Raw genomic sequence first — 24,433 nt, 5'->3', positions numbered from 1 at the left:
CGCCATGCCCGCGACCACTGCTTCGCCCTCTCAACGCCTGCTCGGCTTGCTGCGCCTGATGCGGCCACGCCAGTGGATCAAGAACGGCTTTGTGCTGGCACCGCTGGTATTCACCGGCTCGTTCACCGACCGGCATGCCGTAGTCCAGGCGCTGCTGGCCATGCTGCTGTTTTGTGTGGCCTCCTCGGCCACCTACATCGTCAACGACCTGCGTGATATCGAGCAGGACCGCAAGCACCCCAGCAAATCCCGGACCCGCCCCCTCGCCGCGGGCCTGGTCACGGTGCGCCAGGCGCTGCTGCTGCTGCTGGTGCTGTATGCGCTGCTGCTGGCCGCCTGGCCATGGGCCCCGCAGGTGCTGCCAGTGATTGCCGCCTACCTGGTGCTGAATCTGGCCTACAGCTACTACCTCAAGCACCAGCCAGTCCTGGATATTTTCACGATCGCCATCGGCTTTGTACTGCGCGTATGGGGCGGCGCGCAGGCGCTGCAGGTGCCAATCAGCTCCTGGATGTTTGTCACCACCTTGTGTCTGGCGCTGTATCTTGCGGCGCTCAAGCGGCGCCAGGAATTGCTGCAAACGGGTACCGAAGCCCGGGCAGTCTTGCAGAAATATTCGGTGTCGCTGGTGGAGCGCTATGCCGAGATCGCTGCGACCGGTGCCCTGCTGTTCTACAGCATGTTTGTGATGTCGGTCCGCCCGCAACTCGTGGTGTCGATTCCGCTGGTCCTGTTTGGGCTGTTTCGCTACTGGTATGTGGTGGAAAAGCTCGACGGCGGTGAGTCGCCCACCGATGCCTTGCTCAGCGATCTGCCGCTGCTGCTGACGGTACTGGCATGGGTGCTGGTGTGCCTGTGGGCGCTGGCGGGACTGAAAGGATAAGCATGGATCTGTCCTATCTGCTGACCCCGCTGCTGGCCTGGCTGGTGGCCGGCTCACTGAAGTTTCTGATCAACAGCTGGCGCGCGGGCAAGCCCGCCTTTGGCTTGATCGGCTATGGCGGCATGCCCAGCAACCACAGCGCGATCGTCAGCAGCATGGCTGCGCTGGTTGCTTTCAAGCATGGTATTGACCACCCGGCTTTTGGCGTTGCCCTGACCCTGGCATTCATCGTCGTGTTGGATGCCAGCAGCCTGCGCCGGCAGGTAGGCAAGCATGCGCAGGCCATCAATCGTCTACAGCAGCAGGCCCCGGCGGCGACCACCACTGCACTGCGCGAACGCATGGGCCACAGCCTTGCCGAGATTCTGGGTGGCGTGGTTTGCGGCATTGTGCTGGCCTGGGCCGTGCACGCCTGGCTGCCGTTGTACGATTGAGCTTTTGCTTGCCAGCGCCCTACGCGGCTTTTCCGTATGCCATTGACCATTCGCCCCGCCACCATCGACGACACCGATACCATCCTGCGCTTTGTGCGCGACCTGGCCGTTTACGAAAACGCCGAGCACGAGGTGCTCTCCACACCCGCCCATGTGCACAAGACGATGTTCAGTGCAGGTGCCACCGCGCATGGCCTGATCTGCGAGGAGGATGGCCAGGCCATCGGCTTTGCGGTGTATTTCTTCAATTACTCCACCTGGCAGGGGCGCAATGGCCTGTACCTGGAAGACCTGTACCTGGAAGACCTGTACGTGGACCCCGGCCACCGCGGCAGCGGCGCGGGCAAGGCCTTGCTGCGCCATCTGGCGCGCATTGCGCTGGACAAGGACTGCGGGCGCTTCGAATGGAGCGTGCTGGACTGGAACACCCCATCGATCCAGTTCTACGACAGCCTGGGCGCCAAGCCGCAGAGCGAATGGATCAAATACCGGATGACCGGCGAGGCGCTGGAGGCCTTTGCGAAGGGTTGATGCCCGGGCCCGCTCAGAGGAGCGCTTGCCCCGCCTCAGCCCATCGGGCGCATTTCCCGCGTTGGGCCCCCGTTGAACCAGCGTGACGGCAAGGCCCAACCCAGGGGGTTTGCGCCGCCGTCTCAGACCGCTGCAGGGTCAAAATCCAGCTGGTAGTTTTGCGGCCCGCGTGCTGCGATCTTCAGCGAGCCCATGCGGTTGCCCAGTTCCACGCATTGGCGCAGCGGGCGGCCATGCTCCAGGCCCCAGAGCAAACCACCGCGCCAGGCGTCACCACAGCCGGTCGGATCGACGACCGCAGCGGCCTGGATGCCAGGCACATGGGTGCGCTCGCCGTTTTCCCACAGATCGCAGCCCTCGGCGCCCAGGGTCACCATCAGGCCCTGCACCTGGGTCGAGATATCGGCAAACGACAGGCCAGTGCGCTCGCTCAGCATCTTGCCTTCGTAGTCGTTCACGGTCACCCAGGTGGCCAGACTGATGAAGTGGCGCAGGTCATTGCCATCGAACATCGGCAGGCCCTGGCCGGGGTCAAACACAAAGGGAATGCCGGCGGCATGCAGCTGCTCGGCGTGCTGGAGCATGGCGTCACGGCCATCGGGCGCCACGATGCCAATGGCTGCGCCGCAGTCCTTGGTGATGGTATTTTGATGGGCCTGCATCATCGCGCCGGGGTGGAAGGCGGTGATCTGGTTGTTGTCCATGTCGGTGGTGATCATGCACTGGGCGGTGTAATGGTCGTCGAGCTTCTTGATGAAGCGCGTGTCGATGCCCAGCTGCTTGAAATGCGCTACGTAGCCATCACCGTCATGACCGACGACGGCCATCGGCAGGGCTTTGCCGCCCAGCAGGTTCAGCGCGTAGGCGATATTGCCGGCGCAGCCGCCAAAATCCCGCCGCAGGGTCGGCACCAGAAAGGACACGTTCAGGATATGAATCTGATCGGGCATGATCTGGTCGGCAAAGCGGCCAGAGAAGGTCATGATGTTGTCAAACGCGAGCGAGCCGCAGATCAGCGAAGCCATGAAGCTATTCTTTCTGTTATCAAAATTTCAAGGGTAGAACGCGAGTACGCGGTAGCCCACCACATCGCCGGCAGCCTCTGCCACCTGGATGACCATCTCCGCCGTCCACTCGCCATGCGCTTGCAGCGCGTCTGGTGCCTGCAGCTCCTGCGGGCGCAGCACGCGGCGCAGCACCAGCTTCTCTGCCGCGTCGTTGAGGCTCAACTCCAGCGCAGGGACTGCCACCGGATAGTCTGCCCCATTGCGCAACACCACCCGCAGCCGGAACTGGCGTGGCCCCACGGCGTTGAAACTGGTGCTGTCGATAGAGACGGACTGCAGTTGCCGAGGCGGCGCTATCTCGCAACCCGCCAGGCGGCAGGCCGCTTGCAGTGCTGGCCGCCACTGGGGCTGGGCCAGCGCCAGGCGGTCCCGCTGGGTTAGCGCCATCTGCAGCAGCAAGGCCGCCAACAGCAGCAGACTGAGCAGCAGTGACAGCACCACCACCCAGGGCTTGCGCCAGAACGCCTTGCGTTTGGCAGCGCGTACAAAGCCGGGCTCGGCGGCCCTATCCATGCCAACGGCAGCCGCGGCATCGGCCGCCGCGGCATCGGCCGCCGCAACGGCCTCATCCATCTGCGCCACATAGTTGGTCGGCCCGGACAGCGAGGGCTCTACCTTGCCCGCATGCAGGCTTCTGCCCGCCATCTCGGGCGCCAGCAGCAGTTCATCCTCTTGCCGCGCTACCGGGGCGGGGTCGGACAGACCATGGGCGCTGCTCTGCCGCAAATACGGCGGAGGCAAAGCAGGTTCCGGGACATGCCGGTCGTTTGCAACAGGGTCAACAGGGGCAACAGGTGCCACCACCTCCGCAGCGACGGGCAGCGGAGCATCATCCACAGTAGCGGGCTGCACGGGCGCTGGCGGCACAGGCACAGTTGCGGGCTTTTGGCGCTCGGCAATGGCCTCCAGCAAGCGGCCCTCGCGGGCTTGCAGCTCTGCCAGATCGTCGGTCGCCGAAAAATCCACCCGGCTGCTGCGCAGCGATTCCGGGCGCTGGTCGGCCATCGGCTGCCATTCGCTTTCCAGACCGCTGCGGTCCTGCGCTGCAGGTGGCGCGGCGGGGGTCTGCGCTTCGGCCTCGTCCCCATAAGCCTGCATCCAGGACGAGTCCACATAGCCCGAATCCCCGCTGGCATTGGCACGGCGCGGAAACACCAGCACCGACAGCTCGGGCACCTGGGCATGGGGGTCGACCTGCAGCGAGTTCTCGGTCCGCAGCACCGCCGCCCCACTCTGCGTGGGCTCGGGGTTGAGCGCCGCCTCCATGGACGGAGCCGCCACCGGGGCCTGCGCTGCAACAGGGGCCTGTTCCACAGACGGCGCCTGCGGGCCGGCAGGCGCTGCCGGCGCACTGGCTACCAGGTGCGTGAGCGCATCAAATACCGCCTTGCATTTGCCGCAGCGCACCCAGCCATCGGAGATGCGCAACTGGTCATCCACCACCTTGAAGCGGGTCTGGCACTGGGGGCAACGCGTTATCTGGCTCATCGCAGTGGATTGTAGGGTCAGAAACTCAGCGGCCTGTCCCGGTGGCGGAATCTGCTGCGCGCCGTGCCGTCATCAGCACCCAACCATCTTCGCTATCGGCCACGTCCAGCTGCAGGTAAGGCGCATACGCGGCCTTCAACTCATCGGTCTGGCGCTCCAGAATACCGGCCAGCACCAGGTGACCGCCTTCGGCCACATGGGCGCACAGCAAGGGGGCCAGCACCTTCAGTGGCGTTGCCAGGATGTTGGCCAGCACCGTCTGGTATACGCCCTGTGCGGCATCGGGCAAGCCGGCGCGCAACTGCACGTGGTTGGCCTGGGCGTTGTACTCGGTCGATTCCACGGCAGCGGTGTCGATGTCCACCGCGTCGATGTCCAGCGCGCCAAACTTGGCGGCGCCAATGGCCAGAATGCCAGAGCCGCAGCCGTAATCCAGCACGCGGCCCAGATCCTGCCCCTCGGCGCCGCGCTGCGCAATCCAGCGCAGGCACATGCGGGTGGTGGGGTGGGTGCCGGTGCCAAAGGCCAGGCCCGGGTCCAGGCGGATGCTGCGGGTGGCAGCTGCCGGCAATTCGTGCCAGGTGGGCACAATCCAGAAATCCGGCGTGATGTCCACCGGCGCGAACTGCGATTGGGTCAGGCGCACCCAGTCCTGCTCGGCCACTTCACGGATGCCCAGCAGGCTGCAGCCTGCAAAGAAATCCTGCAGCTGCAGCAGGCTCTGCGCCTCTTCGGCTGCAGCGCGCTGCGGGAACAGCGCCACGATGCGGCTGCGCTGCCAGCCATCCTTGGGCGGCGGCATGCCGGGTTCGCCAAACAGCGCCTGCTCGGCATCGGTCTGGGCATCGGCATCTTCGACCGAGACGCTGAGCGCATCGAGCGCATCCAGCGCTTCGCTCACGCTCTCGACCCGGTCTTCCGGGCACATCAGGCACAGTTCGTACATGACAGGGTTTCCTTAATGCAAAAAGCTGGCATTCCCTTGGAAATGCCAGCATCTATCACGATGAAAGGGGGTGCATCAACGCTTGCGCGCAGCCAGCCACTCTTCCAGATAGTGGATATTGGTGCCGCCGGCATTGAACTTGGCATCCACCATCAGTTCCGAATGCAGCGGAATATTCGTCGAAATACCCTCGACCGCCGTCTCCAGCAGCGCGGTGCGCATGCGGGCAATGGCTTGTTCGCGGGTGTCGCCATAGACGATCAGCTTGCCAATCATCGAGTCGTAGTTCGGTGGCACGAAGTAGTTCGCATACACATGCGAATCGACCCGCACACCGGGGCCGCCGGGCATGTGCCAGGTAGTGACACGGCCAGGCGACGGCGTGAACTTGTAGGCATCTTCGGCGTTGATCCGGCATTCGATCGCATGACCGCGCATCTGTGCGTTGATCTGGCGCTGCGTGAACGGCAGTTTCTCACCAGCGGCGACCATGATCTGGGTGCCGACGATGTCGACGCCAGTGATCCATTCCGTCACCGGGTGCTCAACCTGCACGCGGGTGTTCATCTCGATGAAGTAGAACTCGCCGTTTTCGTACAGAAATTCGAACGTGCCCGCACCGCGGTAGCCGATCTTCTTGCAGGCGGCCACGCAGCGGTCGCCAATCTTTTCGATCAGACGGCGTGGAATGCCTGGGGCCGGCGCCTCTTCGATCACCTTCTGGTGGCGGCGCTGCATGGAGCAATCGCGCTCGCCCAGATACACGGCGTTCTTGAACTTGTCGGCCATCACCTGGATTTCGATGTGGCGCGGGTTCTGCAGGTACTTTTCCATGTACACCGCAGGATTGCCGAATGCAGCACCGGCTTCCGCCTTGGTCATCTGCACCGCATTGACCAGCGCTGCCTCGGTATGCACCACACGCATGCCCCGGCCACCACCGCCGCCAGCGGCCTTGATGATCACCGGGTAGCCGATGGCCTTGGCAATGCGGCGGATCAGCGCCGGGTCGTCGGGCAGTTCGCCGTCCGAACCAGGCACGCAAGGCACACCAGCCTTGATCATCGCCTGCTTGGCGGACACCTTGTCACCCATGATGCGGATGGACTCGGGCGTCGGGCCAATGAACTGGAAACCGCTCTTTTCCACGCGCTCGGCAAAATCGGCGTTCTCGGACAGAAAGCCATAACCAGGGTGGATCGCCTCGGCGTCGGTCACCTCGGCAGCCGAGATGATCGCAGGCATGTTCAGGTAGCTTTGGGCCGACGGCGCCGGGCCAATGCAAACCGCCTCATCGGCCAGCTTCACATACTTGGCGTCGCGGTCCGCCTCTGAATAGACCATCACGGCCTTGATGCCCAGCTCGCGGCACGCGCGCTGCACACGCAGTGCGATCTCTCCGCGGTTGGCAACCAGAATTTTCTTGAACATGGGCGAGGCCTTATTCAATGATGAACAGAGGCTGACCAAATTCCACGGCCTGGCCGTTCTCACCCAGGATCTGCTTGATCGTGCCGGACTTGTCGGCTTCGATCTCATTGAGGATCTTCATCGCTTCAATGATGCACACGGTATCGCCTTCCTTGACCTGGCTGCCCACTTCGACAAAGGCCTTGGCGCCCGGTGCCGACGAGCGGTAGAACGTACCCACCATCGGCGACTTCACCGTATGGCCTTGCGCTGCAGCCGGAGCTGCCTCGGCCGGCGCAGCGGCTGCAGCAGGCGCTGCCGCTGCCGGGGCCGCAGCGGGCAGCACGGGCGCAGCCATCACTTGCTGCACCACAGCACCGCCGCCCTTCACAATGCGAACCTTGCCTTCTGCTTCGGTGATTTCCAACTCCGATACATTCGACTCGGACACGAGATCGATCAGGGTTTTCAGCTTGCGTAAATCCATGGGAGCTCCAACGGCTAAAAATCAAACAGGGCGCAAATTTACTCCAATTTCGCCCTATTTGACTCAATATCTTCGATTTTTGATCAACGGCAACACTGCCGTCCCGGCTTGCATGCCTTATAGACTTGCCCAATTTTGCAAGTCAGATGCAAGAAGTTGCCCCATTTTACGATGCTGTACGTTACCTTGCCTACCAAATACCACAGTGAACGGTAGGCCGCCGGCAGAATTGCCCAGGTCGCGTGTCAGTTGTGTGCCGCTCAGGCCCGCGATGCCGACGGGGAACGCGAGGGGCAGACGCTGCAAAAAGCGCTGCACTGCAGCATCCTGGTCCACGGCCAGACCCAGAACCTGCCAGCCCTTGCTTTGTTGCGCTGCATAGAATGCGTTGAGCATCGGCAACTCTTCCACACAAGGCGGGCACCAGGTTGCCCAAAAATTAAGCAGCAGCGGCTTGCCCTGGAACGCCTGCATGCGCACTTCGGCCTGGCCACCCGGTGCGGCAAAGGTCTGGTTCCACAGCCCGTCCAGCGCCGGGCTGCTGGGCTCGGAAAGACGGTGGCGCCACCAGGCCCAGCCCGCTCCCGCGGCCAAGGCCGCTGCGGCCACGCCTCCGGTCAGCAGCCGCCTGCGGCCGGCGCTGGCAGGCGGTAATGGCAAGGTTTGCGGCGTATCGACAGGTGGGCGTTCAGGTGTCGGCATCAGGCATCACTCCGTGGCGGGGATCAACAGGCGGCGCACCGCCTCCAGCGAGCCACGCGGGGTGCGCCCCTGCGCATCAGGCTTCAAGGCACCGCGCAAGTCATCGAGGTCATAGACCAGGTAGTGCACGCCAATGTTTTCGTTCAGCGGCTTGCAAAAACTGCTGATCGACAAGGCGTCGACGGTCTCGCCGTGGAAACCGTTGATCGACGATACCTCATAGCGCACACCATGGTCAATCAGCGCAATCTCAGCGGATTTGGAGTCATCACAGAACAACTGTATATATATGTCTGACAGCCGCGTGGCGGTGCCATTCCAGACCGCCCCCGCCAGATAGGGCCGAAAGGCCTCCATGCGCTCCATCCACAGCACGGCCAGTTCGCGCAATGCACGCAGTTCGGTGGGCTGGGTGTCACCACAGAACAGCTCCAGGTACTCGCGCACCGCTGCTTCGAGCAGGTCGTTGTCGGGCAGCGCGGTGCGACCTGGCAGCCCCAGTTGCTTGACGGCGCGCTTCTTGGCCGGCCCCCATTCCAGGCCTTCTTCCACCACCATGCGTGCGGCGGTATTGGCGATTTCCCAGCTTGCATCAGTCTTCATGCGTTCCATTGTGTCGGATTTGCGCGGGCTGCGCGGCACTTGCTTGCAATTACGGCCGCCATCAGCGCGGGTTCTGCCTGGGCGCGCCGTAGAATCGATCTCCATGCACATTCATATTCTGGGTATTTGTGGCACCTTCATGGGTGGCGTGGCCGCCTTGGCCCGTGAGGCCGGGCACAAGGTAACGGGCTGCGACAGCGGCGTCTACCCGCCGATGAGCGACCAGTTGCGCGCGCTGGGCATTGAGCTGATCGAAGGCTTTGGCGCCGACCAGCTCGCATTGCAGCCTGACATGTATGTGGTGGGCAATGTGGTCAGCCGGGCCCGCCTGGATGATGGCTCGCCCAAGTTTCCGCTGATGGAAGCCATTCTGGATACCGGCGCCCCGTACACCAGCGGCCCCCAATGGCTGGCCGAGCATGTGCTGCAGGGCCGCCATGTGCTGGCCGTGGCCGGCACCCATGGCAAGACCACGACAACCTCGATGCTCACCTGGATTCTGGAGGCTGCCGGCCTGCAGCCAGGCTTTCTGGTCGGCGGCGTGCCACTGGATTTTGGCGTCTCCGCCCGTCTGGGTGCGCCCACCCGGCCCGGCGATGGCGACCCGCGCCCCGTGTTTGTGATCGAGGCCGACGAGTACGACACCGCATTTTTCGACAAGCGCAGCAAGTTTGTGCATTACCGCCCCCGCACGGCCGTGCTGAACAACCTGGAGTTTGACCACGCCGACATCTTTGATGACCTGGCTGCCATTGAGCGCCAGTTCCACCACCTGGTACGCACCGTGCCCGCCAGCGGCCGGGTGGTGGCCAATGGCGTCGAGGAGAGCCTGACCCGCGTGCTGCACCAAGGCTGCTGGAGCGAGGTCGTGCGTTTTGGCGCGGCCATCGACGATATGCGCGCCGAGGGTGACCCGTCGAACTTCGAGGTGTTCTACAAAGATGCGCCCGCCGGCAAGGTGCAGTGGAGCCTGAGCGGTGTGCACAACCAGATGAATGCACTCGCGGCCATGGCCGCCGCCCAGCATGTGGGTGTTGCTCCCGAAAAAGCGGCCCAAGCGCTGTCGCGCTTTCAGAATGTCAAGCGGCGCATGGAACTGCGCGGCAGTGCCGCCGGCATCCAGGTCTATGATGATTTTGCCCACCACCCGACGGCCATCCGCACCACCTTGGATGGCCTGCGCCAGCAGGTGGGTGCGCAAACCCGCATTCTTGCGGTGTTCGAGCCACGCAGCAACACGATGAAGCTCGGCACGATGAAGTCGCAGCTGCCCTGGTCGCTGGAATCGGCCGATCTGGCCTTTTGCCACACCGCCGGCCTGGACTGGGACGCTGCGCAGGCGCTGGCCCCGATGGGCGCACGCGCGCAGACTGCAGGGGACATCGACAGCCTGATCGCCCAGGTGCTGCAGGCAGCCCAGCCAGGCGATGTGATCGTTGGCATGAGCAATGGCGGCTTTGGCGGTATCCACGACAAACTGCTGAAGGCGCTCGCCGCCCGCCACTGATCGGCCGGCGCGACCGCCCTCCCCAAGAAAAAGGCGAGCCTCCGGTGCTCGCCTTGGTCTGGATAGCGGTGTCGCACCAGGCCCGCTGCCCCGCCTCAGACAGCGGCCTCCTGCGCTCGATGGCGTTTTACCAGCCACCGGTAGCCCATGGGCCCCAGCACCACGGCCGCAGCCAGCACCCAGAGGACCATGCAGACCGTGCTGGCCCAAAGAATGGACACATCGCCATTGGTGATGGACAGCGCGCGCCGCAGGTTTTGCTCCATCATCGTGCCCAGAACGACACCCAACACCATCGGCGCCATCGGAACGTGGAGCTTGCGCAGCAGGTAACCGACCACGCCGATCGCGACCACCGCCATCAGGTCGAAGGTCGTGGCACTGATGGCGTAGACACCAATGAAGCTGATCGCCAGGATGCCCGGCACCAGCAGCCAGCCGGGGATGGACAGCATCGCGGCAAACACCCGCACCATCGGGATGTTCATCACCAGCAGCATCACATTGGCAATCAGCAGTGAGGCAATCAGACCCCAGACCAGCGCGGGCTGCTGCTCAAACAGCACCGGCCCGGGCGTGATGTTGTAGAGCGTGAGCGCGCCCATCATCACCGCCGTCGTACCCGAGCCGGGCACGCCCAGGGTGAGCATCGGAATGAAGGAGCCCGTCGCTGCACTGTTGTTGGCCGCCTCGGGTGCAGCCAGGCCGCGCATATCCCCCTGGCCGAATTTGGCGTCCGGGTCCTTGTCTTCTATATAGCGCTTCTCGTTGGCGTAGGCCACGGCCGATGCGACGCTGGCGCCAGCGCCGGGCAGCACGCCGAGCACAAAACCGAGCAGGCTGCCCCGTGCGGTGCTGCCCGAGGTCAAACGCAGCTCACGCAGATTGAAAAGTTTGCGTTGGCTCGGCGGCACTTCAACGCTTTGGCCCGACAGCTTGTTCTCCAGCATCTGCAGCATTTCAGCGACGGCAAACAAGCCAATGACGACCACCACAAAATCCAGGCCATCGGTCAGGTGCGGAACTCCGAAGGTGTAGCGGTAGACGCCCGAGTTGGCATCCACGCCGATCGTCGCAATCGACAGGCCGATGGCAGCCGCCAAAACGCCTTTGACAGGCTGCTCACCCAGCAGGCTGGTCAGCGCACAAAAGGCAAACACCATCAGGACAAAATACTCTGCCGGACCAAAGGCCAACGCCCACTGCGCCAGAAAGGGCGCGAACGCCGCGATGCCGACGATCGCGATGAGCGAGCCGACAAAGGAGGACCAGGCCGACAGCGACAAGGCCACGCTTCCCAGACCCTGCCGCGCCAGCGGGTAGCCATCCAAAGTCGTCATCACCGCTGCGGCCTCGCCCGGCACATTGATCAGAATCGACGTGATCCGGCCCCCATATTCAGCACCCACATAGACTGCGGCGAGCAAGATCAACGCGGTATCTGCCGGCAGGCCCATGGCAAAGGCGATAGGCACCAGCATCGCCACACCGTTGGTGGGCCCCAGGCCGGGCAGCACCCCGACGATGGTGCCAAAAAAGGAGCCGATCAGTGCGACCAGCAGGTTCGTGCCTGAAAAGGCGACGCCAAAACCCAGCGACAGGTTGTCCAGCATCGAACTCATAACAGGCCCTCCAACCAGCCCAGCGGCAGCACGACGTCCAGCACGCGGTCAAAAAGAAAATAGAAAAGCAGGCTCAGGCTGGCGCCGCCGATGCCGCACTGCATCCAACTGCCGCCGAAGAGCCGGCCCACGCAAGCGGCCGTGACAGCCGTTGCCACGACAAAGCCGACGGCCTGGAACAACCCGGCATACACCACCACAAGCACCACCATCCAGGCGATGCGCATGTTGGCGCCCATCGGGTTAGGCGCTGCCGGGTGGCCGCCCTTGAGGACCAGGCGCAGACCGCACAGCGCAATCACGGCCGCCAGCAACAGCGGAAATGCCCGTGGGCCCACGGGCTCGTAGGCAAAAGGCGCCTCTAGTCCATGCCCAAACCATGCCAAGAAAGCAGATAGCAGCAGTGCTGCCACGCCAAGAACGCGATCATTGAGAACCATCGGTATATCTCCGGATGAGTGGCGGCCACGAACACCTGTCGCTGCGCCGCGAGGGGCAAGAGCCCCTGCCTGCGGCCCCGTGCCGAAGCAAGACCATTGCGCCGCCCTATAGAACAAGGCCTTACTTGAGCAGATCGAACGAGCGGGCCAATTCGCTGTAATGCCGTGTGCGGTCTTTCACATAAGCCTCCAGCTCGGCGCCGGTTTTATTGAAAGGCATGAGCCCCAGCTGTGCCTGGGCTTTGCCGAACTCCGGGGTGGCCATGGCCTTGTCAAAGGCTTGCTGCCACCAGCGGTAATCTGCATCCGACACTTTGGGGCCCGCATAGAAGCCACGGATGATGGGCCATTCAATGTTGAAGCCCTGCTCTGCCGCGGTGGGTACCTGGGCAAGCGCACCGGGCAAACGTTCCGAGTGGTAGACCGCGAGCACCCGGATCGGAGCGCCCCCTTCCAGCATCGTGACGGCCTCTGCCGCATCGCCCATGAAGGCCTGGATATGGCCACCCCGCAATGCGGTCACCGCTTCGCCGCCGCCTTCGAAGGCGACAAAGCGCATCTTCTTGTAATCGACGCCGGCGGCACGGGCGGTCAGCGCCGCCTTCATCCAGTCCTGGCTGCCGATGGAGCCACCGGCGCCCAGCACGATCTTGGCAGGGTCCGCCTTGAAGGCAGCCATCAGGCTGGGAAGGTCCTGGTAAGGTGAATCCGCGCGCACCATCGCTACGCCATAATCGGCGCCGACGGTGGCTAGCCAGCGCACATCGTCGACGCTGTACTTGCCAAATTTTCCCTGTGCCAGGTTGAGCAGTGAACCACTGGAGAACGCCGCGATGGCTCCACCATCGGCAGGACGCTGGGTGATGATGCTGTTGTAGGCCACCGCACCGATGCCGCCCGGCATGTAGACGATGCGCATGGGCCGTTGCAGCGCTTTGGACTCGCGCATGCCGGTCTGCGCCAGGCGGCAGGTCAGATCAAATCCACCGCCGGGCTGGGCCGGGGCAATGCACTCCGGACGTCGGGGCTCGGTCTGCGCCATCGCGGGCGCCACCGTGCCCGCTGCAAGGGCGGCGCTGGTGAAGAGGCGCAAGGCCTGGCCTGATAAACGGCTGGTAAACATATGCTTTGTCTCCTGAACTGGGATGAACGCTTGAGCGCCGTTGCTGCGGTACCGGTCACGACACGCAGGACGGACGGCACGCGAAACCTTGCCTGGCAAAGGAATCACCTTCAAGGTAGACAAAGACTAAATAGATATGGCTTTCAATAGCCTTTCATTTTGGGGTTATTCCTAGGTCTGCTGCCGCCCGTGGCAATCGGAACCGGCAATGCAAACCCAGCTTTCCCTGCGCATCGTGTCCATTGCTCAGCGTCAACTCCGCGCCATGCATGCCTGCAATGGTCTGCACAATGGCGAGCCCCAGCCCTGCGCCTTGTTGGTGCTTTCCAGCCGCGCCACGCCGGAAGCGGCTGCCGGCCCGTTCCCTGTCGTGATCGCTCATCCCCCCGCCACTGTCGATGACGACCAGGCTGATCGATGTGGCATGGCCGATTACCTGCAAGGTGACCTGGCCATGCCTGGGTGTGTAGCGAATCGCGTTATCCACCAGGTTGCTGATGGCTTCGCGCAGCAGCCATTCCACAGACAGCATCCGGCGCTCCTGGCCGTCTGCAAAACCGTTGAGCTCCAGCCCCAGGTCAATCTGCTTGGCGCGTGCCAGCGGCCACAGCGTCGCGACGACCTCCTCCGCCAGCACCACGACATCGACATGGGCAAACTGCGACCGGAGACTGTTGGCCGCCCCGGCATCCCGTGCGCGCGCCAGCGCCAGCATCTGCTGGGTCAGGCGTTCAGCATGTCCGAGACCGTCCTGCATCGCATGCAATGCAGCACGTATCTCGGCCGGGTCTCGCTCACGCAATGCATAGCCCATCTGTGTGCGCAGCAACGCCAGCGGTGTCCGCAGTTGGTGAGAGGCATCATCCAGAAACTGCCGCTGGGCGGCGGCGCTGTGCGCATAGCGCTCCACCAGGAGGTTCAGCGATTGCACCAGTGGCCGCACTTCTGCCGGCAAGCTGGCGGCGTCGATAGGCGACAGGTCATCCCAGGCACGCGCATCGAGACGCTGGCGCAGGTGTTTCAGAGGCCTGAGTGCGCGCACCACACCAGCGACCAGCAGCACCACACTGATGGCGACCAGCAGCATGTCGCGCAGGATGGCATTCGCCACCATGCGCCTCTCCACCAGCGCGCGCTGCTGAAGATTTTCTGCCACCTGCACGATGATGCGGCCCTGCGGGTTGCCAGACACCGGAGGGTTTGCGAGGCGTGCCCAGGCGGCCACGCGAATCGGCTCGCCCAGGTACATGGCGTCATAGAACTGGGGCACATCCGGTTCCAGTTCGCCATCAGGCAAAGGCAGTCCAGGATTGCCAATTTCGACCAGTCCTTCCTCGGTCGCGACCCGAAAGTAGACCCGGCCATTGACAGTCAACTCGAAGAATTCCAACAACAAATAGGGCTGCTCCACACTGAGGCCGCCGCTGACCGTGGAGATGTTGTAGTTGATCGCGCGCAGTGCACCGGCCAGCGCGCGGTCATAGGCCTCATCGACCTGGGTGCGCTGGCTGTAGACAGACCACAGCAGACTGCCGCCCATGCCCACCAGCAAGCCCGGCACCAGCCACATCAGCAGCGCAGCCTTGAGAGACTGCGTGCCCCACTGCGCCAGCTCAAGAAAATCCGCCTTCTGCCAGATCATGCTTGCGGCATGGCGGCGCTGGCCATCAAGCGGCTGTGCACTTCCTCAAGGCAGTAGCCCATTCCTCGCAATGTGACAATCTGAACGCCACGGCCAACGAGCTTCTTGCGCAGCCGAAACACCAGAACCTCAATGACCTGGAGATTCACATCGCGGTCTCCGTTGAACACGCGGTCCAAAATACTCTGCTTGCCCACCGGCTCCCCGCTGCGCTGTATCAGGGCCAGCAGCACCGCATGCTCTCGCGGCGTCAGCGGCAGGGTCTCCCCGGCCATCGAAAAGCGCTGCGCTGCCACATCGAACAGCAAAGGTCCACAGGACAGCCGGGGATGGGCCCGCCCCCGGCTGCGACGCACCAGCGCCTGCAGGCGCGCCTCCAATTCATCAAGCAGGAAGGGCTTGGCCAGAAAGTCGTCAGCGCCGTTTTTCAGCGTGCCTACGCGCTCGGTCAAGGAATCACGCGCGGTCAGCACAATCACCGGCGTGCGGTCATCGCGCCCGCGCATGCGCTCCAACACGGTACGGCCGTCCATGCCGGGCAGACCCAGATCGAGCACCACGGCATCAAAATCCTCCTGCTGCAGGCGCAGATCGGCCATCCGCCCATCGCCTGCCCAGTCCACGAGGATGCCGGACTGCTGCGCCAAGCTCCTGGCAAGCCAATGCGCCAGGTCTTGTTCATCCTCCACCAACAGTATTCGCATCGGCTTTTCTCCCAGTGCCATTGACCAGATGACACTGCTGATGCGAATGACATCCTTCCCAGCCCCATTGATAGCGGCTGTTTAACGATGCATTCTCCACAATAGAAAAAACCTGCTGGAGACAAGCAGGTTTTTTTGGACACACCAGCGGGCGTTGGCAGCCCCGCTTTTGCACGTCAGCGCATACCGGACACCCGAGGGCTCAGAACGAGGCCGTCATCGCCTTGGTATTCACCACTACCGTGGGGCGGCCTACCGCACCCACGCTGGCACGGGCAAACTGGGCCAGCCACTGGGCATCGCCCAGCAACTGCGCGCCGGCCGCCTTGGCAACGACGACGACCTTGTCGACGATCAGCACCTTGCCGCTGGCGCGCAATGGCTCGCAGTCCATGCGCAGAAACTCCTGGTCCAGCCAGCGGCGGCCCTCCTCGTTGGACATCGCCTCGTCACTGTCAAAGCCATGGACAAACTCTTGTCCATCCTCGAGCAGAACCCGTACCTCATTGCGCATGACAATCCCTTGTTGATGGTGCTGAGGGGGCAAGCAACGGCCCCCAAAGTCGCCAGCTTACACCGTTGCAGCGGCGGTCTCCTCGGTGTTTGCGCGCACCCGGCGCGCCTGCACGGCGTCGGACAGCTCAGCCAGGGTGGCCAACGAATCGTCCCAGCCCAGGCAGGCGTCGGTGATGCTCTTGCCGTATTCCAGGCTGTCCGGGTCGTTCTTGCCCGGGGTGAACTTTTGCGCACCGGCCTGCAGGTGGCTCTCGATCATCACGCCAAACACACTGCGCGAGCCGCCTTCGATCTGCTGCGCGATATCACGCGCGACCTCTTTTTGCTTCTCGTGCTGCTTGCTGCTGTTGGCATGGCTGCAGTCGACCATCAAAGTCGCGGGCAGGTGTGCGGCCTCCAGATCCTTGCAGGCCGCAGCGACGTGGGCGGCATCGTAATTGGGCGTCTTGCCGCCACGCAGAATCACGTGGCAGTTCGTATTGCCCTTGGTGTGCACGATGGCGACCTGGCCATTCTTGTGCACCGACAGGAAGTGGTGCGGGCGGCTGGCCGACTGGATCGCATCGGTGGCGATGCGGATATTGCCATCGGTGCCATTCTTGAAACCCACCGGTGCCGAGATGCCCGAGGCCAGCTCGCGGTGCACCTGGCTTTCGGTGGTGCGCGCGCCAATCGCACCCCAGCTGATCAGGTCGCCAATGTACTGGGGCGAGATCATGTCCAGGAACTCGCTGCCGGCCGGGACGCCCTGGCGGTTGATCTCGATCAGCAGCTGGCGCGCAATGCGCAGGCCTTCGTCGATGCGGTAGCTCTCGTCGAGGTAGGGGTCGTTGATCAGGCCCTTCCAGCCGACCGTGGTGCGGGGCTTTTCGAAGTAGACCCGCATGACGATCTCCAACGTGCCTTCGTACTGCTTGCGCACGGCCTTGAGGCGGCGGGCGTATTCCAGCGCAGCCTGCGGATCATGGATCGAGCAAGGGCCGATGATGACCAGCAGGCGGTCATCGGTGCCGGACATGATGTTGTGGATGTTTTGGCGGGTGTTGTTGATCAGCGATTCAACGGGCGTTCCGTTGATGGGGAAGAAGCGGATCAGATGCTCGGGTGGCGGCAGCACAGTAATGTCCTTGATACGTTGGTCGTCGGTTTGGCTGGTTTTCTCGACACCGCGATACCAAGCATCGCTTGTGGGTTGGGCTTGCTGAGTCATCTGAGGATCCTGAATGTGTGGGTGGTTTATGCAACAAAAAACCGCCGGGCTTTGCAGCTTCGGCGGTTGTCTGGGAGGTTTAGGTGCTCGCGCGCTCTTAGACCTCTCGTCCGCCTGGGACAGAGAACCAAAAGTAAAAGGTAAAAGCGCTACGTGCTTGCATGTTTTTCAATGTACCACATCCGCGGGCGGCGTAATTCATCATTTTGTACAAAACGCACAAAAATTGCAAAAATCCCGTTTTCGACATTGAAATCACATCAATATATTGCCGATTTGTCGTTATACGCAGTTTTATTGCAGTCCTCAGAAAGACACGCTGAAGAAAGATGTCTAAAAACAAACGCCTGCGCGGCACAAGCCGCGCAGGCGCTGGGTTGCATCTGGCTTTTAGCCGCAGACCATCAAGCGGCTGGCGTGGGCCATCAGGCCGTACCGCCGACTGTCAAACCATCGATGCGCATGGTCGGCTGGCCCACGCCGACTGGCACACTCTGGCCTTCCTTGCCGCAGGTGCCCACGCCACTGTCCAGGCGCATGTCGTTGCCGATCATGCTGACATGCTTGAGGCACTCGGGGCCGCTGCCCACAATGGTGGCGCCCTTGACCGGGTACTGGATCTTGCCGTTTTCCACCCAGTAGGCTTCGCTGGCCGAGAACACAAACTTGCCGCTGGTGATGTCGACCTGGCCGCCACCAAAATTGGTCGCGTACAAGCCCTTTTTTATCGACGCGATGATCTCCTGCGGGTCTTTGTCGCCCCCGAGCATGTAGGTATTGGTCATGCGCGGCATGGGGATGTGGGCATAGCTCTCGCGCCGGCCGTTGCCTGTCGGCTTGACCTTCATCAGGCGTGCATTCATCGCATCCTGGATATAGCCCTTCAGAATGCCGTCCTCGATCAGCACATTGCGCTGCGTGGGCTGGCCTTCGTCGTCCACATTGAGCGAGCCGCGGCGGTCGGCGATCGTGCCGTCGTCCAGCACCGTCACACCCTTGGCCGCCACGCGCTGGCCGATCATGCCGCTGAAGGCGCTCGAGCCCTTTCGGTTGAAGTCACCTTCAAGGCCATGGCCCACTGCCTCATGCAGCAGCACGCCAGGCCAGCCTGGGCCCAGTACCACGGTCATCACACCGGCAGGCGCAGGGCGCGATTCCAGGTTGACCAGCGCCGCCTTGACGGCCTCGTCGACATACTGCTGCACCAGCGCATCGTCAAAATAGGCCAGACCGAAACGGCCACCGCCGCCGGCCGAGCCCACTTCACGGCGGCTCTTGCTCTCGGCAATCACCGTGACCGACAGGCGCACCAGCGGGCGCACATCGGCCGCCAGGGTGCCATCGGCACGGGCCACCAGCACCACATCGTGCTCGGCTGCCAGGCCGGCCATCACCTGCTTGACACGCGGGTCCTTGGCGCGGGCCAGCTTCTCGACCTTCTCCAGCAAGGCCACCTTGGCGTTGCTGTCGAGGCTGGCAATCGGGTCCAGATCCGGGTAGAGCGAGCGGCTCAGTGCAATCTTCCTGCCCGGCACACGCACTTGGCGCGACTGGCTTTGCGCGCCAATGCTGCGCACTGTATGGGCGGCGTCCAACAGCGACGCCAGCGAGATGTCATCCGAATAGGCAAAGGCCGTCTTCTCCCCGGCGACGGCACGCACGCCCACACCTTGGTCGATCGAGAAGGAGCCCGTCTTGACAATGCCCTCTTCCAGGCTCCAGCCTTCGGCCCGGGTGTATTGGAAGTACAGGTCTGCATCGTCCACCTTGTGGGCGCGGATGTCCGCCAGCGCACGCGTGAGGTGGCTTTCATCGAGACCAAAGGGTGTCAGCAGCAGGCTGCGCGCCATCTCCAGTCGTTGTTCGGTGGAAGCCGCCAGCGGCTGGGCCACAGCAAGGTCAAAAGGTGCATTCATAACGGAGATTTTAGGGCTTGCGCAATGGCCGTGGGCCCATGCGTTGATTTGTGGCGGCCAGCAACGCAGCCGCTGCCTCCCCAGCATCTGCGGCTGACGGGGGTATTTTCAATGGCGGAGCCCCTGGCAACGCTGCCCAAAGGGGCTCACAGGCGCGGCGCCTGCTCCCGCGCCAACTGGCGCTGCGATCTGGCGACCGACATCAAAATCCCCAGCGCCAGCCCCAGGGTGACCATGGCCGTGCCCCCGTAGCTGACGAAGGGCAAGGGGACGCCCACCACCGGCAGGATGCCACTGACCATGCCCATGTTGACAAAGGCATAGGTGAAAAAGATCATCGCCACCGCACCGGCCATCAGGCGGCCAAACAAGGTCGGCGCGCGCATCGCAATGGCCAGCCCGCGCCAGACCAGCAGCAGAAAGAAAAAGATCAGCAGCAGGTTGCCGGCAAGACCGAACTCTTCGGAAAACGCAGCGAAGATGAAGTCGGTGGTGCGCTCGGGAATGAACTCTAGATGGGTCTGCGTGCCCGCCATGAAGCCCTTCCCCATGAAGCCCCCCGAGCCAATCGCGATCATCCCCTGGATGATGTGAAAGCCCTTGCCCAGCGGATCCCGGGTCGGGTCCAGCAAGGTGCAGATGCGTTGCCGCTGGTATTCATGCAGCACCACCAGGTCCATGCCGTCTTCACACAGATGGTGGCCATAGATGGCGATCAGCAGCAGCCCGACCACGCCCACCAGCACCGGCGGGATGATCAGCTTCCACGACAGGCCGGCAAAATAGATCACCGCCAGGCCGGCGGCCATGACCAGCAAAGAGGTCCCCAAATCCGGCTGTTTCATGATCAGCCCAACGGGAATGATGAGAATCGCAAACGCGACGACAAAGTCGGCCGGGCGCAAGGCCCCTTCGCGGCGCTGGAACCACCAGGCCAGCATCAGCGGCATCGCAATCTTCAGCAGCTCACTGGGCTGGATGACAATGCCCAGGTTCACCCAGCGCTGCGCGCCTTTCTTGGTGATACCAAACAGGGCCACCGCAACCAGCAACGCAACGCCCAAGCCATACAACGGCAATGCAAAGCTGGCCAGCCGGTGCGGAGGGATCTGCGAGACCACCAGCAGGATGCCCAGCGCCAGCAGCATGTTGCGGCCATGGTCGGAAAAGCGGCTGCCATGGTCGAATCCGGCGGAATACATGGCCGTCAGTCCGATGGCGGCCAGCATGCCGATGATGAAGATCAGTGGCCAGTCATAACCGCGCAGCATCGGCAACAGACGCTGGAACAGATTCGGTTTATCAAGAACTTCGGACATGGCCGCCATTATCCCTGCTTGGCACAGAACGCCCGAAAGCGCTAGCGGTAAAGAACGGTTTTACATGTGTCACCCGAACCACATCCATTCAACAAAACAACTAAGGTTGTCAATGCCTTAGCGGTGGCGGTCTGCGCGCTATCATTTGTGCATGACGACCACCCACTTGCTCTATCTACACGGCTTTCGCTCCTCCCCCCAATCGGCCAAGGCCCAGCGCCTGCAGCGCCATATAGAAGACACCCGCCCGCATGTCGTGTGGTGCGCACCACAGCTCCCCCCGTCGCCCCGGCAGGCAGCCGATCTGCTGCTGGAGACCACCCGCAGCTGGGCCGGCCTGCCTCCCGAGAGCCTGGCAGTCGTCGGCTCCTCGCTCGGCGGCTTCTATGCCAGCTGGGTGGCCCAGCAGTTGCGCTGCAAGAGCGTGATGATCAACCCGTCGACAACGCCCTGGGTCACGCTCGAGCAGCACCTGGGCGAGCAAACCGCCTGGCACAAGCCGGAGGAATCTTTCTTCTTCCGTCCGGAATACCTGGACGAGCTGCAGGCGCTGAATGTCGGCGGCCAGCCCCCCGCTGCTGCCCAGCTGCTGATCGCTGCGATGGGCGACGAGGTGCTGCACTGGCAGGACATGGTGGCGCGCTACCCTGCCGCACAGCTGCTGCTGGACGAGGGCAGCGACCACGCGCTGTCCAATTTTGAGAGCTACTTGCCGCAGATCGACAAGTTTCTGGGCTGGTAAAACCCGCGCCGGCTGGCCCGCCCGCAGGGGGCCGGCCAGAACCCCCACGCAAAAAAACCTGCGGCCGCGCCCCGGGACCATCCCGCATGGGAAAATGCGCGGCTATGTATGCACTGTTCGACGACGCTGGCAAATTTCTGGCCGGCCGTATCCTCTCCGAAGCTGAAAGCTCTGCACAAATTGAACTGGACTCCGGCAAACGGGTCAAGGTCAAGGCCGCGAACCTGCTTCTCAAATTTGACAAGCCCACGCCTGCCGAGCTGATCGCACAGGCGCAAACCCTGTCGGACGACATCGACCCCCAGCTCGCCTGGGAGTTTGCGCCCGAGCAGGAGTTTGGCTTTGCCGACCTGGCACGCGACTACTTCTCCGAGAACGCCTCGATCACCGAACAGGTGGCCGCGCTCTTCAAACTGTTCGAGGCACCGCACTACTTCCGCCGCGCGGGCAAGGGCCGCTTCAAGAAGGCGCCGGCCGAGATCGTGCAGCAAGCGCTGGCCGCGATCGAGAAAAAGGCCCAGCTCCAGGCGCAGATCGACGCCTGGGCGGTCGAGCTCGTCAATGGCCAGTGCCCGGCCCCGGTGCAGCAGCAGTTCTACAAGATCCTGTTCCGCCCCGACAAGAACGCGCCAGAGTACAAGGCGGTCGTCGAGGCCAGCCGCAAGGCGCAGCTGGCACCGCTGGCGCTGCTGCAAAAGGCCGGCGCCATCGATTCGTCCTACCAGTTCCACTGGCAGCGCTTCCTGTTTGACAACTTTCCCAAGGGCACGGGCTTTCCCGCGGTCACGGCGCCGCTGCCTCCGGCCGATTTGCCGCTGGCCACGGTGGAGGCCTACTCCATCGACGATTCGGCCACGACCGAAATCGACGATGCGCTGTCGGTACAGGGCCTGGGCTCTGGCCAGGTGATCGTCGGCGTACACATTGCCGCGCCTGGTCTGGCGATCGAGCCCGGCTCGGCGCTCGACCACCTGGGCCGCAGCCGCTATTCCACCGTCTACATGCCGGGCTACAAAGTCACGATGCTGCCCGACGAAGTGGTGCAGATCTACACGCTGGATGAAGGCCGCGCCAACCCGGCAGTGTCGCTCTACGTCACCTATGACGAAGCAACGCTGGAAGTGCTGAACAAGGAAACGCGCCTGGAGCGCGTGCCCGTCGTCACCAACTTCCGCTACGACAAGCTCGACCATATCGCCACCGAAGCCTGGCTGACTGATCCGGCGCTGCAGGTCGAAGACACGCCCCAGTCCCTGCTGGACAAGCGCGCCGAGCTGAGCTTTCTCTACCGCCTCTCGCGCCACCTCAAGGCGGGCCGCGAAGAGGTGCGCGGCAAGCCCGAGAACTTCAACCGCCCCGACTACAACTTCCGCCTGCAAGGCCATGGCGACCAGGTGCCCGACGGCACCGAGACCGTGCAGATCTCCGTGCGCAAGCGCGGCGCACCGCTCGATTTGATCGTGGCGGAAGCAGCCATCGTCGCCAACAGCAGCTGGGGCCAGTTGCTGGCCGACTATGGTGTGCCCGGTATCTACCGCAGCCAGGCCAGTCTGGCACCGGGCATCAAGGTGCGCATGTCCACCAAGGCGCTGCCGCACGCGGGTATTGGCGTCAAGAGCTATGTCTGGGCCACCTCGCCGCTGCGCCGCTACACCGACCTGGTCAACCAGTGGCAAATCATTGCCTGTGCCCGCCACGGCGCCACCGCTGCCCTGGTTGCACCGTTCAAGCCCAAGGATGCGGAGCTGTTCTCGATCATCAGCGGCTTTGACGCCGCCTACAGTGCCTACAACGGCTACCAGGCCGGCATGGAGCGCTACTGGACCCTGAAGTACCTGACCCAGAACCACATCAGTGACCTCACCGCAACAGTTATGAAGGAAGGCCCGGCGGGCAGCATGCTGGTGCGCGCAGATGAACTACCATTGGTGTTTCCGGTGCTGGGTGCGCAGAGTCTGCCGCGTGGTGCCCAGGTCCGGGTCAAGCTCGGCGAGATCGACGAGATCACGCTGGATGTGACAGGAACGGTGCTGGAGAGACTGGACGACGAACAGGCCAACCAAGCCGAGACAGAGTCGCCAGAAGACGAGGAGGAGGCTGTGGCTGGGCCCATCGCAATCGCGGTGGACATGAGCGACGGTGAGGACGCGGCGACCACAAAAACCGATTAACCCGGAACCGTGAAGTTTTTGCAATTTCTTCGATCGCTGTCCACGCTGCAACTGGCGCTGGCCGTGTCTGTGCTGGTGCACGCTGCCATCCTGAGCATCCGCTTTGTCGACCCCCAGGCCTTTGACCGGGTGTTCGAGGACACCCCGCTCGAAGTGATTCTGGTCAACGCCAAGTCCAACGACGCGCCGCCTGACAAGGCCCAGGCCGTCGCCCAGGCCAACCTGGCCGGAGGCGGCGAATCGGCCAACAGCCAGGAGCGCGCCACCAGCCCCATGCCCTACTCGGCCATCACCAACATGGGTGATGACTTTGAAGAGCGCCAGCGCCAGCTCGATGCGATGCAGGCGCAGCAGATGCAGCTGCTGGCCGACCTGCGCAACCAGCTGGCCCAGTACCAGCCGCCCGATACGCGCAAGGCCAGCGCCTCGCAGGCCGACATCGAGCAGGAAGAAAAGCACAAGCAGCTGCTCAAGATGCTGGCCGAGATCGAAAAGCGCATCCACGAAGAAAACGCCCGCCCCAAGAAGCGCTACATCAGCCCCGCCACGCGTGAAGAAGTGTTTGCCATCTACTACGACCAGCTGCGCCGCAAGGTCGAGGACCGGGGCACCAGCAATTTCCCCGAAGCCGGTGGCCGCAAGCTTTATGGCGAGCTGGTGATGATCATGACCGTCAACCATGACGGCCGCGTGCTGGGCACCGAGGTCTACAAAAGCTCGGGCAACCAGCAGCTGGACCGCCGGGCCGAGGCCATTGCCGTCAGCAGCGGGCCTTTTGGCCACTTCGGGCCCGCGCTGCGCGCCAAGGCCGACCAGATTGCCGTGGTCTCCAAATTCCGCTTCACCCGCGAGCAGACATTGGAAACGGCCAATTTGCAGTAAAGTGGCAGGCGCTTGAGCGGCATCCTGACAGGCGTCGACAGGTCGCCACGGTATCCCCAAGCGCATGCCCTTTTTATGCGATGCGCGG

Annotated in this window: 23 protein-coding genes; 7 read left to right on the top strand and 16 right to left on the bottom strand. The window is 63.2% G+C overall.

Annotated features, from left to right (window positions below; genetic code table 11):
- The first annotated feature begins 4 nt into the window (after positions 1 to 4).
- Genes AB7A72_RS14625 through AB7A72_RS14615 form a run of 3 tightly spaced genes read left to right on the top strand, consistent with a single transcriptional unit; the run spans position 5 to position 1,848 of the window.
- Complete coding sequence (locus tag AB7A72_RS14625; RefSeq protein WP_369460397.1) at positions 5 to 883, top strand: decaprenyl-phosphate phosphoribosyltransferase; 879 nt, start codon at positions 5 to 7, stop codon at positions 881 to 883.
- A gap of 2 nt (positions 884 to 885) precedes the next feature.
- Positions 886 to 1,317, top strand: coding sequence for a divergent PAP2 family protein (locus AB7A72_RS14620; protein ID WP_239810709.1), 432 nt, complete (start codon positions 886 to 888; stop codon positions 1,315 to 1,317).
- 36 nt (positions 1,318 to 1,353) lie between these two features.
- Positions 1,354 to 1,848, top strand: a complete 495-nt coding sequence (locus AB7A72_RS14615; RefSeq protein ID WP_369460396.1) for a GNAT family N-acetyltransferase — start codon at positions 1,354 to 1,356, stop codon at positions 1,846 to 1,848.
- A gap of 122 nt (positions 1,849 to 1,970) precedes the next feature.
- Here AB7A72_RS14615 and AB7A72_RS14610 read toward each other — a convergent pair whose 3' ends face one another.
- The 7 genes from AB7A72_RS14610 to AB7A72_RS14580 form a co-directional block, all read right to left on the bottom strand.
- Positions 1,971 to 2,873 carry a carbohydrate kinase family protein gene (locus tag AB7A72_RS14610; RefSeq protein ID WP_239810707.1) on the bottom strand — a complete coding sequence of 301 codons (903 nt, stop codon included), beginning with the start codon at positions 2,871 to 2,873 and terminating at the stop codon, positions 1,971 to 1,973.
- Between the two features lie 27 nt (positions 2,874 to 2,900).
- Entirely contained in the window at positions 2,901 to 4,403 is a 1,503-nt protein-coding gene (locus tag AB7A72_RS14605) for a zinc-ribbon and DUF3426 domain-containing protein (protein ID WP_369460395.1), read from the bottom strand.
- Positions 4,404 to 4,428: 25 nt separating this feature from the next.
- Positions 4,429 to 5,349 carry a 50S ribosomal protein L11 methyltransferase gene (gene prmA / locus AB7A72_RS14600; RefSeq protein WP_312417393.1) on the bottom strand — a complete coding sequence of 307 codons (921 nt, stop codon included), beginning with the start codon at positions 5,347 to 5,349 and terminating at the stop codon, positions 4,429 to 4,431.
- 75 nt (positions 5,350 to 5,424) lie between these two features.
- The gene (gene accC, locus AB7A72_RS14595; protein ID WP_021026145.1) at positions 5,425 to 6,780 is read right to left on the bottom strand and encodes an acetyl-CoA carboxylase biotin carboxylase subunit; all 1,356 of its coding nucleotides are present in this window, start codon (positions 6,778 to 6,780) and stop codon (positions 5,425 to 5,427) included.
- Between the two features lie 10 nt (positions 6,781 to 6,790).
- Positions 6,791 to 7,246 (bottom strand): acetyl-CoA carboxylase biotin carboxyl carrier protein, encoded by a 456-nt coding sequence (accB, locus tag AB7A72_RS14590; protein ID WP_239810704.1) that lies wholly within the window; start codon positions 7,244 to 7,246, stop codon positions 6,791 to 6,793.
- Between the two features lie 117 nt (positions 7,247 to 7,363).
- Positions 7,364 to 7,840: a TlpA disulfide reductase family protein gene (locus tag AB7A72_RS14585; RefSeq protein WP_369460394.1), complete on the bottom strand. Its 477-nt coding sequence runs from the start codon at positions 7,838 to 7,840 to the stop codon at positions 7,364 to 7,366.
- A gap of 114 nt (positions 7,841 to 7,954) precedes the next feature.
- A complete protein-coding gene (locus AB7A72_RS14580) occupies positions 7,955 to 8,551 on the bottom strand; it encodes a hypothetical protein (protein ID WP_312529303.1) in 597 nt (198 codons plus the stop codon).
- Positions 8,552 to 8,654: 103 nt separating this feature from the next.
- Here AB7A72_RS14580 and mpl point away from each other — a divergent pair, with 103 nt between their 5' ends.
- Positions 8,655 to 10,058, top strand: coding sequence for a UDP-N-acetylmuramate:L-alanyl-gamma-D-glutamyl-meso-diaminopimelate ligase (gene mpl / locus AB7A72_RS14575; protein ID WP_312833770.1), 1,404 nt, complete (start codon positions 8,655 to 8,657; stop codon positions 10,056 to 10,058).
- A 95-nt stretch (positions 10,059 to 10,153) separates the two neighbouring features.
- Here mpl and AB7A72_RS14570 read toward each other — a convergent pair whose 3' ends face one another.
- The 9 genes from AB7A72_RS14570 to rodA form a co-directional block, all read right to left on the bottom strand.
- Complete coding sequence (locus tag AB7A72_RS14570) at positions 10,154 to 11,680, bottom strand: tripartite tricarboxylate transporter permease (protein WP_312529299.1); 1,527 nt, start codon at positions 11,678 to 11,680, stop codon at positions 10,154 to 10,156.
- Positions 11,677 to 12,120, bottom strand: coding sequence for a tripartite tricarboxylate transporter TctB family protein (locus AB7A72_RS14565; RefSeq protein WP_369460393.1), 444 nt, complete (start codon positions 12,118 to 12,120; stop codon positions 11,677 to 11,679). The genes AB7A72_RS14570 and AB7A72_RS14565 overlap by 4 nt, the downstream gene beginning before the upstream one ends.
- Positions 12,121 to 12,241: 121 nt before the next feature.
- Positions 12,242 to 13,243, bottom strand: coding sequence for a Bug family tripartite tricarboxylate transporter substrate binding protein (locus tag AB7A72_RS14560; RefSeq protein WP_407064986.1), 1,002 nt, complete (start codon positions 13,241 to 13,243; stop codon positions 12,242 to 12,244).
- A 154-nt stretch (positions 13,244 to 13,397) separates the two neighbouring features.
- On the bottom strand, positions 13,398 to 14,885 hold the full coding sequence (locus AB7A72_RS14555; protein WP_369460392.1) for a sensor histidine kinase: 1,488 nt from the start codon (positions 14,883 to 14,885) through the stop codon (positions 13,398 to 13,400).
- A complete protein-coding gene (locus AB7A72_RS14550; protein ID WP_312417411.1) occupies positions 14,882 to 15,589 on the bottom strand; it encodes a response regulator in 708 nt (235 codons plus the stop codon). The genes AB7A72_RS14555 and AB7A72_RS14550 overlap by 4 nt, the downstream gene beginning before the upstream one ends.
- Positions 15,590 to 15,791: 202 nt before the next feature.
- Positions 15,792 to 16,103: a hypothetical protein gene (locus AB7A72_RS14545; RefSeq protein WP_239810696.1), complete on the bottom strand. Its 312-nt coding sequence runs from the start codon at positions 16,101 to 16,103 to the stop codon at positions 15,792 to 15,794.
- 57 nt (positions 16,104 to 16,160) lie between these two features.
- Positions 16,161 to 17,315, bottom strand: a complete 1,155-nt coding sequence (locus AB7A72_RS14540; RefSeq protein ID WP_312417414.1) for a 3-deoxy-7-phosphoheptulonate synthase — start codon at positions 17,313 to 17,315, stop codon at positions 16,161 to 16,163.
- Between the two features lie 425 nt (positions 17,316 to 17,740).
- Positions 17,741 to 19,231, bottom strand: a complete 1,491-nt coding sequence (gene tldD / locus AB7A72_RS14535; RefSeq protein WP_312529284.1) for a metalloprotease TldD — start codon at positions 19,229 to 19,231, stop codon at positions 17,741 to 17,743.
- A 146-nt stretch (positions 19,232 to 19,377) separates the two neighbouring features.
- Positions 19,378 to 20,550 (bottom strand): rod shape-determining protein RodA, encoded by a 1,173-nt coding sequence (rodA, locus tag AB7A72_RS14530; RefSeq protein ID WP_239810693.1) that lies wholly within the window; start codon positions 20,548 to 20,550, stop codon positions 19,378 to 19,380.
- Positions 20,551 to 20,701: 151 nt separating this feature from the next.
- Here rodA and AB7A72_RS14525 point away from each other — a divergent pair, with 151 nt between their 5' ends.
- From AB7A72_RS14525 to AB7A72_RS14515, 3 genes are all read left to right on the top strand, one after another.
- On the top strand, positions 20,702 to 21,292 hold the full coding sequence (locus AB7A72_RS14525) for a YqiA/YcfP family alpha/beta fold hydrolase (RefSeq protein WP_239810692.1): 591 nt from the start codon (positions 20,702 to 20,704) through the stop codon (positions 21,290 to 21,292).
- Between the two features lie 104 nt (positions 21,293 to 21,396).
- A complete protein-coding gene (locus AB7A72_RS14520) occupies positions 21,397 to 23,463 on the top strand; it encodes a ribonuclease catalytic domain-containing protein (RefSeq protein ID WP_369460391.1) in 2,067 nt (688 codons plus the stop codon).
- A gap of 9 nt (positions 23,464 to 23,472) precedes the next feature.
- Entirely contained in the window at positions 23,473 to 24,345 is an 873-nt protein-coding gene (locus AB7A72_RS14515; protein WP_369460390.1) for an energy transducer TonB, read from the top strand.
- The last annotated feature ends 88 nt before the right edge of the window (positions 24,346 to 24,433 follow it).

This window comes from Comamonas sediminis (assembly GCF_041107495.1).
GTDB lineage: Bacteria > Pseudomonadota > Gammaproteobacteria > Burkholderiales > Burkholderiaceae_C > Comamonas > Comamonas sediminis.
Note: the sequence above shows the minus strand (reverse complement) of the source record. Positions and strands in the feature narration are given on the sequence as shown.

What these genes read in the sequence shown, in the direction of transcription:
- AB7A72_RS14560 (WP_407064986.1), bottom strand. Translation starts at nt 13,243, where the DNA reads ATGTTTACCAGCCGTTTATCAGGCCAGGCCTTGCGCCTCTTCACCAGC.
- prmA (WP_312417393.1), bottom strand. Translation starts at nt 5,349, where the DNA reads ATGTACGAACTGTGCCTGATGTGCCCGGAAGACCGGGTCGAGAGCGTG.
- AB7A72_RS14545 (WP_239810696.1), bottom strand. Translation starts at nt 16,103, where the DNA reads ATGCGCAATGAGGTACGGGTTCTGCTCGAGGATGGACAAGAGTTTGTC.
- AB7A72_RS14555 (WP_369460392.1), bottom strand. Translation starts at nt 14,885, where the DNA reads ATGATCTGGCAGAAGGCGGATTTTCTTGAGCTGGCGCAGTGGGGCACG.
- AB7A72_RS14625 (WP_369460397.1), top strand. Translation starts at nt 5, where the DNA reads ATGCCCGCGACCACTGCTTCGCCCTCTCAACGCCTGCTCGGCTTGCTG.
- tldD (WP_312529284.1), bottom strand. Translation starts at nt 19,231, where the DNA reads ATGAATGCACCTTTTGACCTTGCTGTGGCCCAGCCGCTGGCGGCTTCC.
- AB7A72_RS14525 (WP_239810692.1), top strand. Translation starts at nt 20,702, where the DNA reads ATGACGACCACCCACTTGCTCTATCTACACGGCTTTCGCTCCTCCCCC.
- mpl (WP_312833770.1), top strand. Translation starts at nt 8,655, where the DNA reads ATGCACATTCATATTCTGGGTATTTGTGGCACCTTCATGGGTGGCGTG.
- AB7A72_RS14580 (WP_312529303.1), bottom strand. Translation starts at nt 8,551, where the DNA reads ATGAAGACTGATGCAAGCTGGGAAATCGCCAATACCGCCGCACGCATG.
- rodA (WP_239810693.1), bottom strand. Translation starts at nt 20,550, where the DNA reads ATGTCCGAAGTTCTTGATAAACCGAATCTGTTCCAGCGTCTGTTGCCG.
- AB7A72_RS14620 (WP_239810709.1), top strand. Translation starts at nt 886, where the DNA reads ATGGATCTGTCCTATCTGCTGACCCCGCTGCTGGCCTGGCTGGTGGCC.
- AB7A72_RS14540 (WP_312417414.1), bottom strand. Translation starts at nt 17,315, where the DNA reads ATGACTCAGCAAGCCCAACCCACAAGCGATGCTTGGTATCGCGGTGTC.
- AB7A72_RS14520 (WP_369460391.1), top strand. Translation starts at nt 21,397, where the DNA reads ATGTATGCACTGTTCGACGACGCTGGCAAATTTCTGGCCGGCCGTATC.
- accB (WP_239810704.1), bottom strand. Translation starts at nt 7,246, where the DNA reads ATGGATTTACGCAAGCTGAAAACCCTGATCGATCTCGTGTCCGAGTCG.
- AB7A72_RS14615 (WP_369460396.1), top strand. Translation starts at nt 1,354, where the DNA reads ATGCCATTGACCATTCGCCCCGCCACCATCGACGACACCGATACCATC.
- AB7A72_RS14550 (WP_312417411.1), bottom strand. Translation starts at nt 15,589, where the DNA reads ATGCGAATACTGTTGGTGGAGGATGAACAAGACCTGGCGCATTGGCTT.
- AB7A72_RS14565 (WP_369460393.1), bottom strand. Translation starts at nt 12,120, where the DNA reads ATGGTTCTCAATGATCGCGTTCTTGGCGTGGCAGCACTGCTGCTATCT.
- accC (WP_021026145.1), bottom strand. Translation starts at nt 6,780, where the DNA reads ATGTTCAAGAAAATTCTGGTTGCCAACCGCGGAGAGATCGCACTGCGT.
- AB7A72_RS14605 (WP_369460395.1), bottom strand. Translation starts at nt 4,403, where the DNA reads ATGAGCCAGATAACGCGTTGCCCCCAGTGCCAGACCCGCTTCAAGGTG.
- AB7A72_RS14610 (WP_239810707.1), bottom strand. Translation starts at nt 2,873, where the DNA reads ATGGCTTCGCTGATCTGCGGCTCGCTCGCGTTTGACAACATCATGACC.
- AB7A72_RS14570 (WP_312529299.1), bottom strand. Translation starts at nt 11,680, where the DNA reads ATGAGTTCGATGCTGGACAACCTGTCGCTGGGTTTTGGCGTCGCCTTT.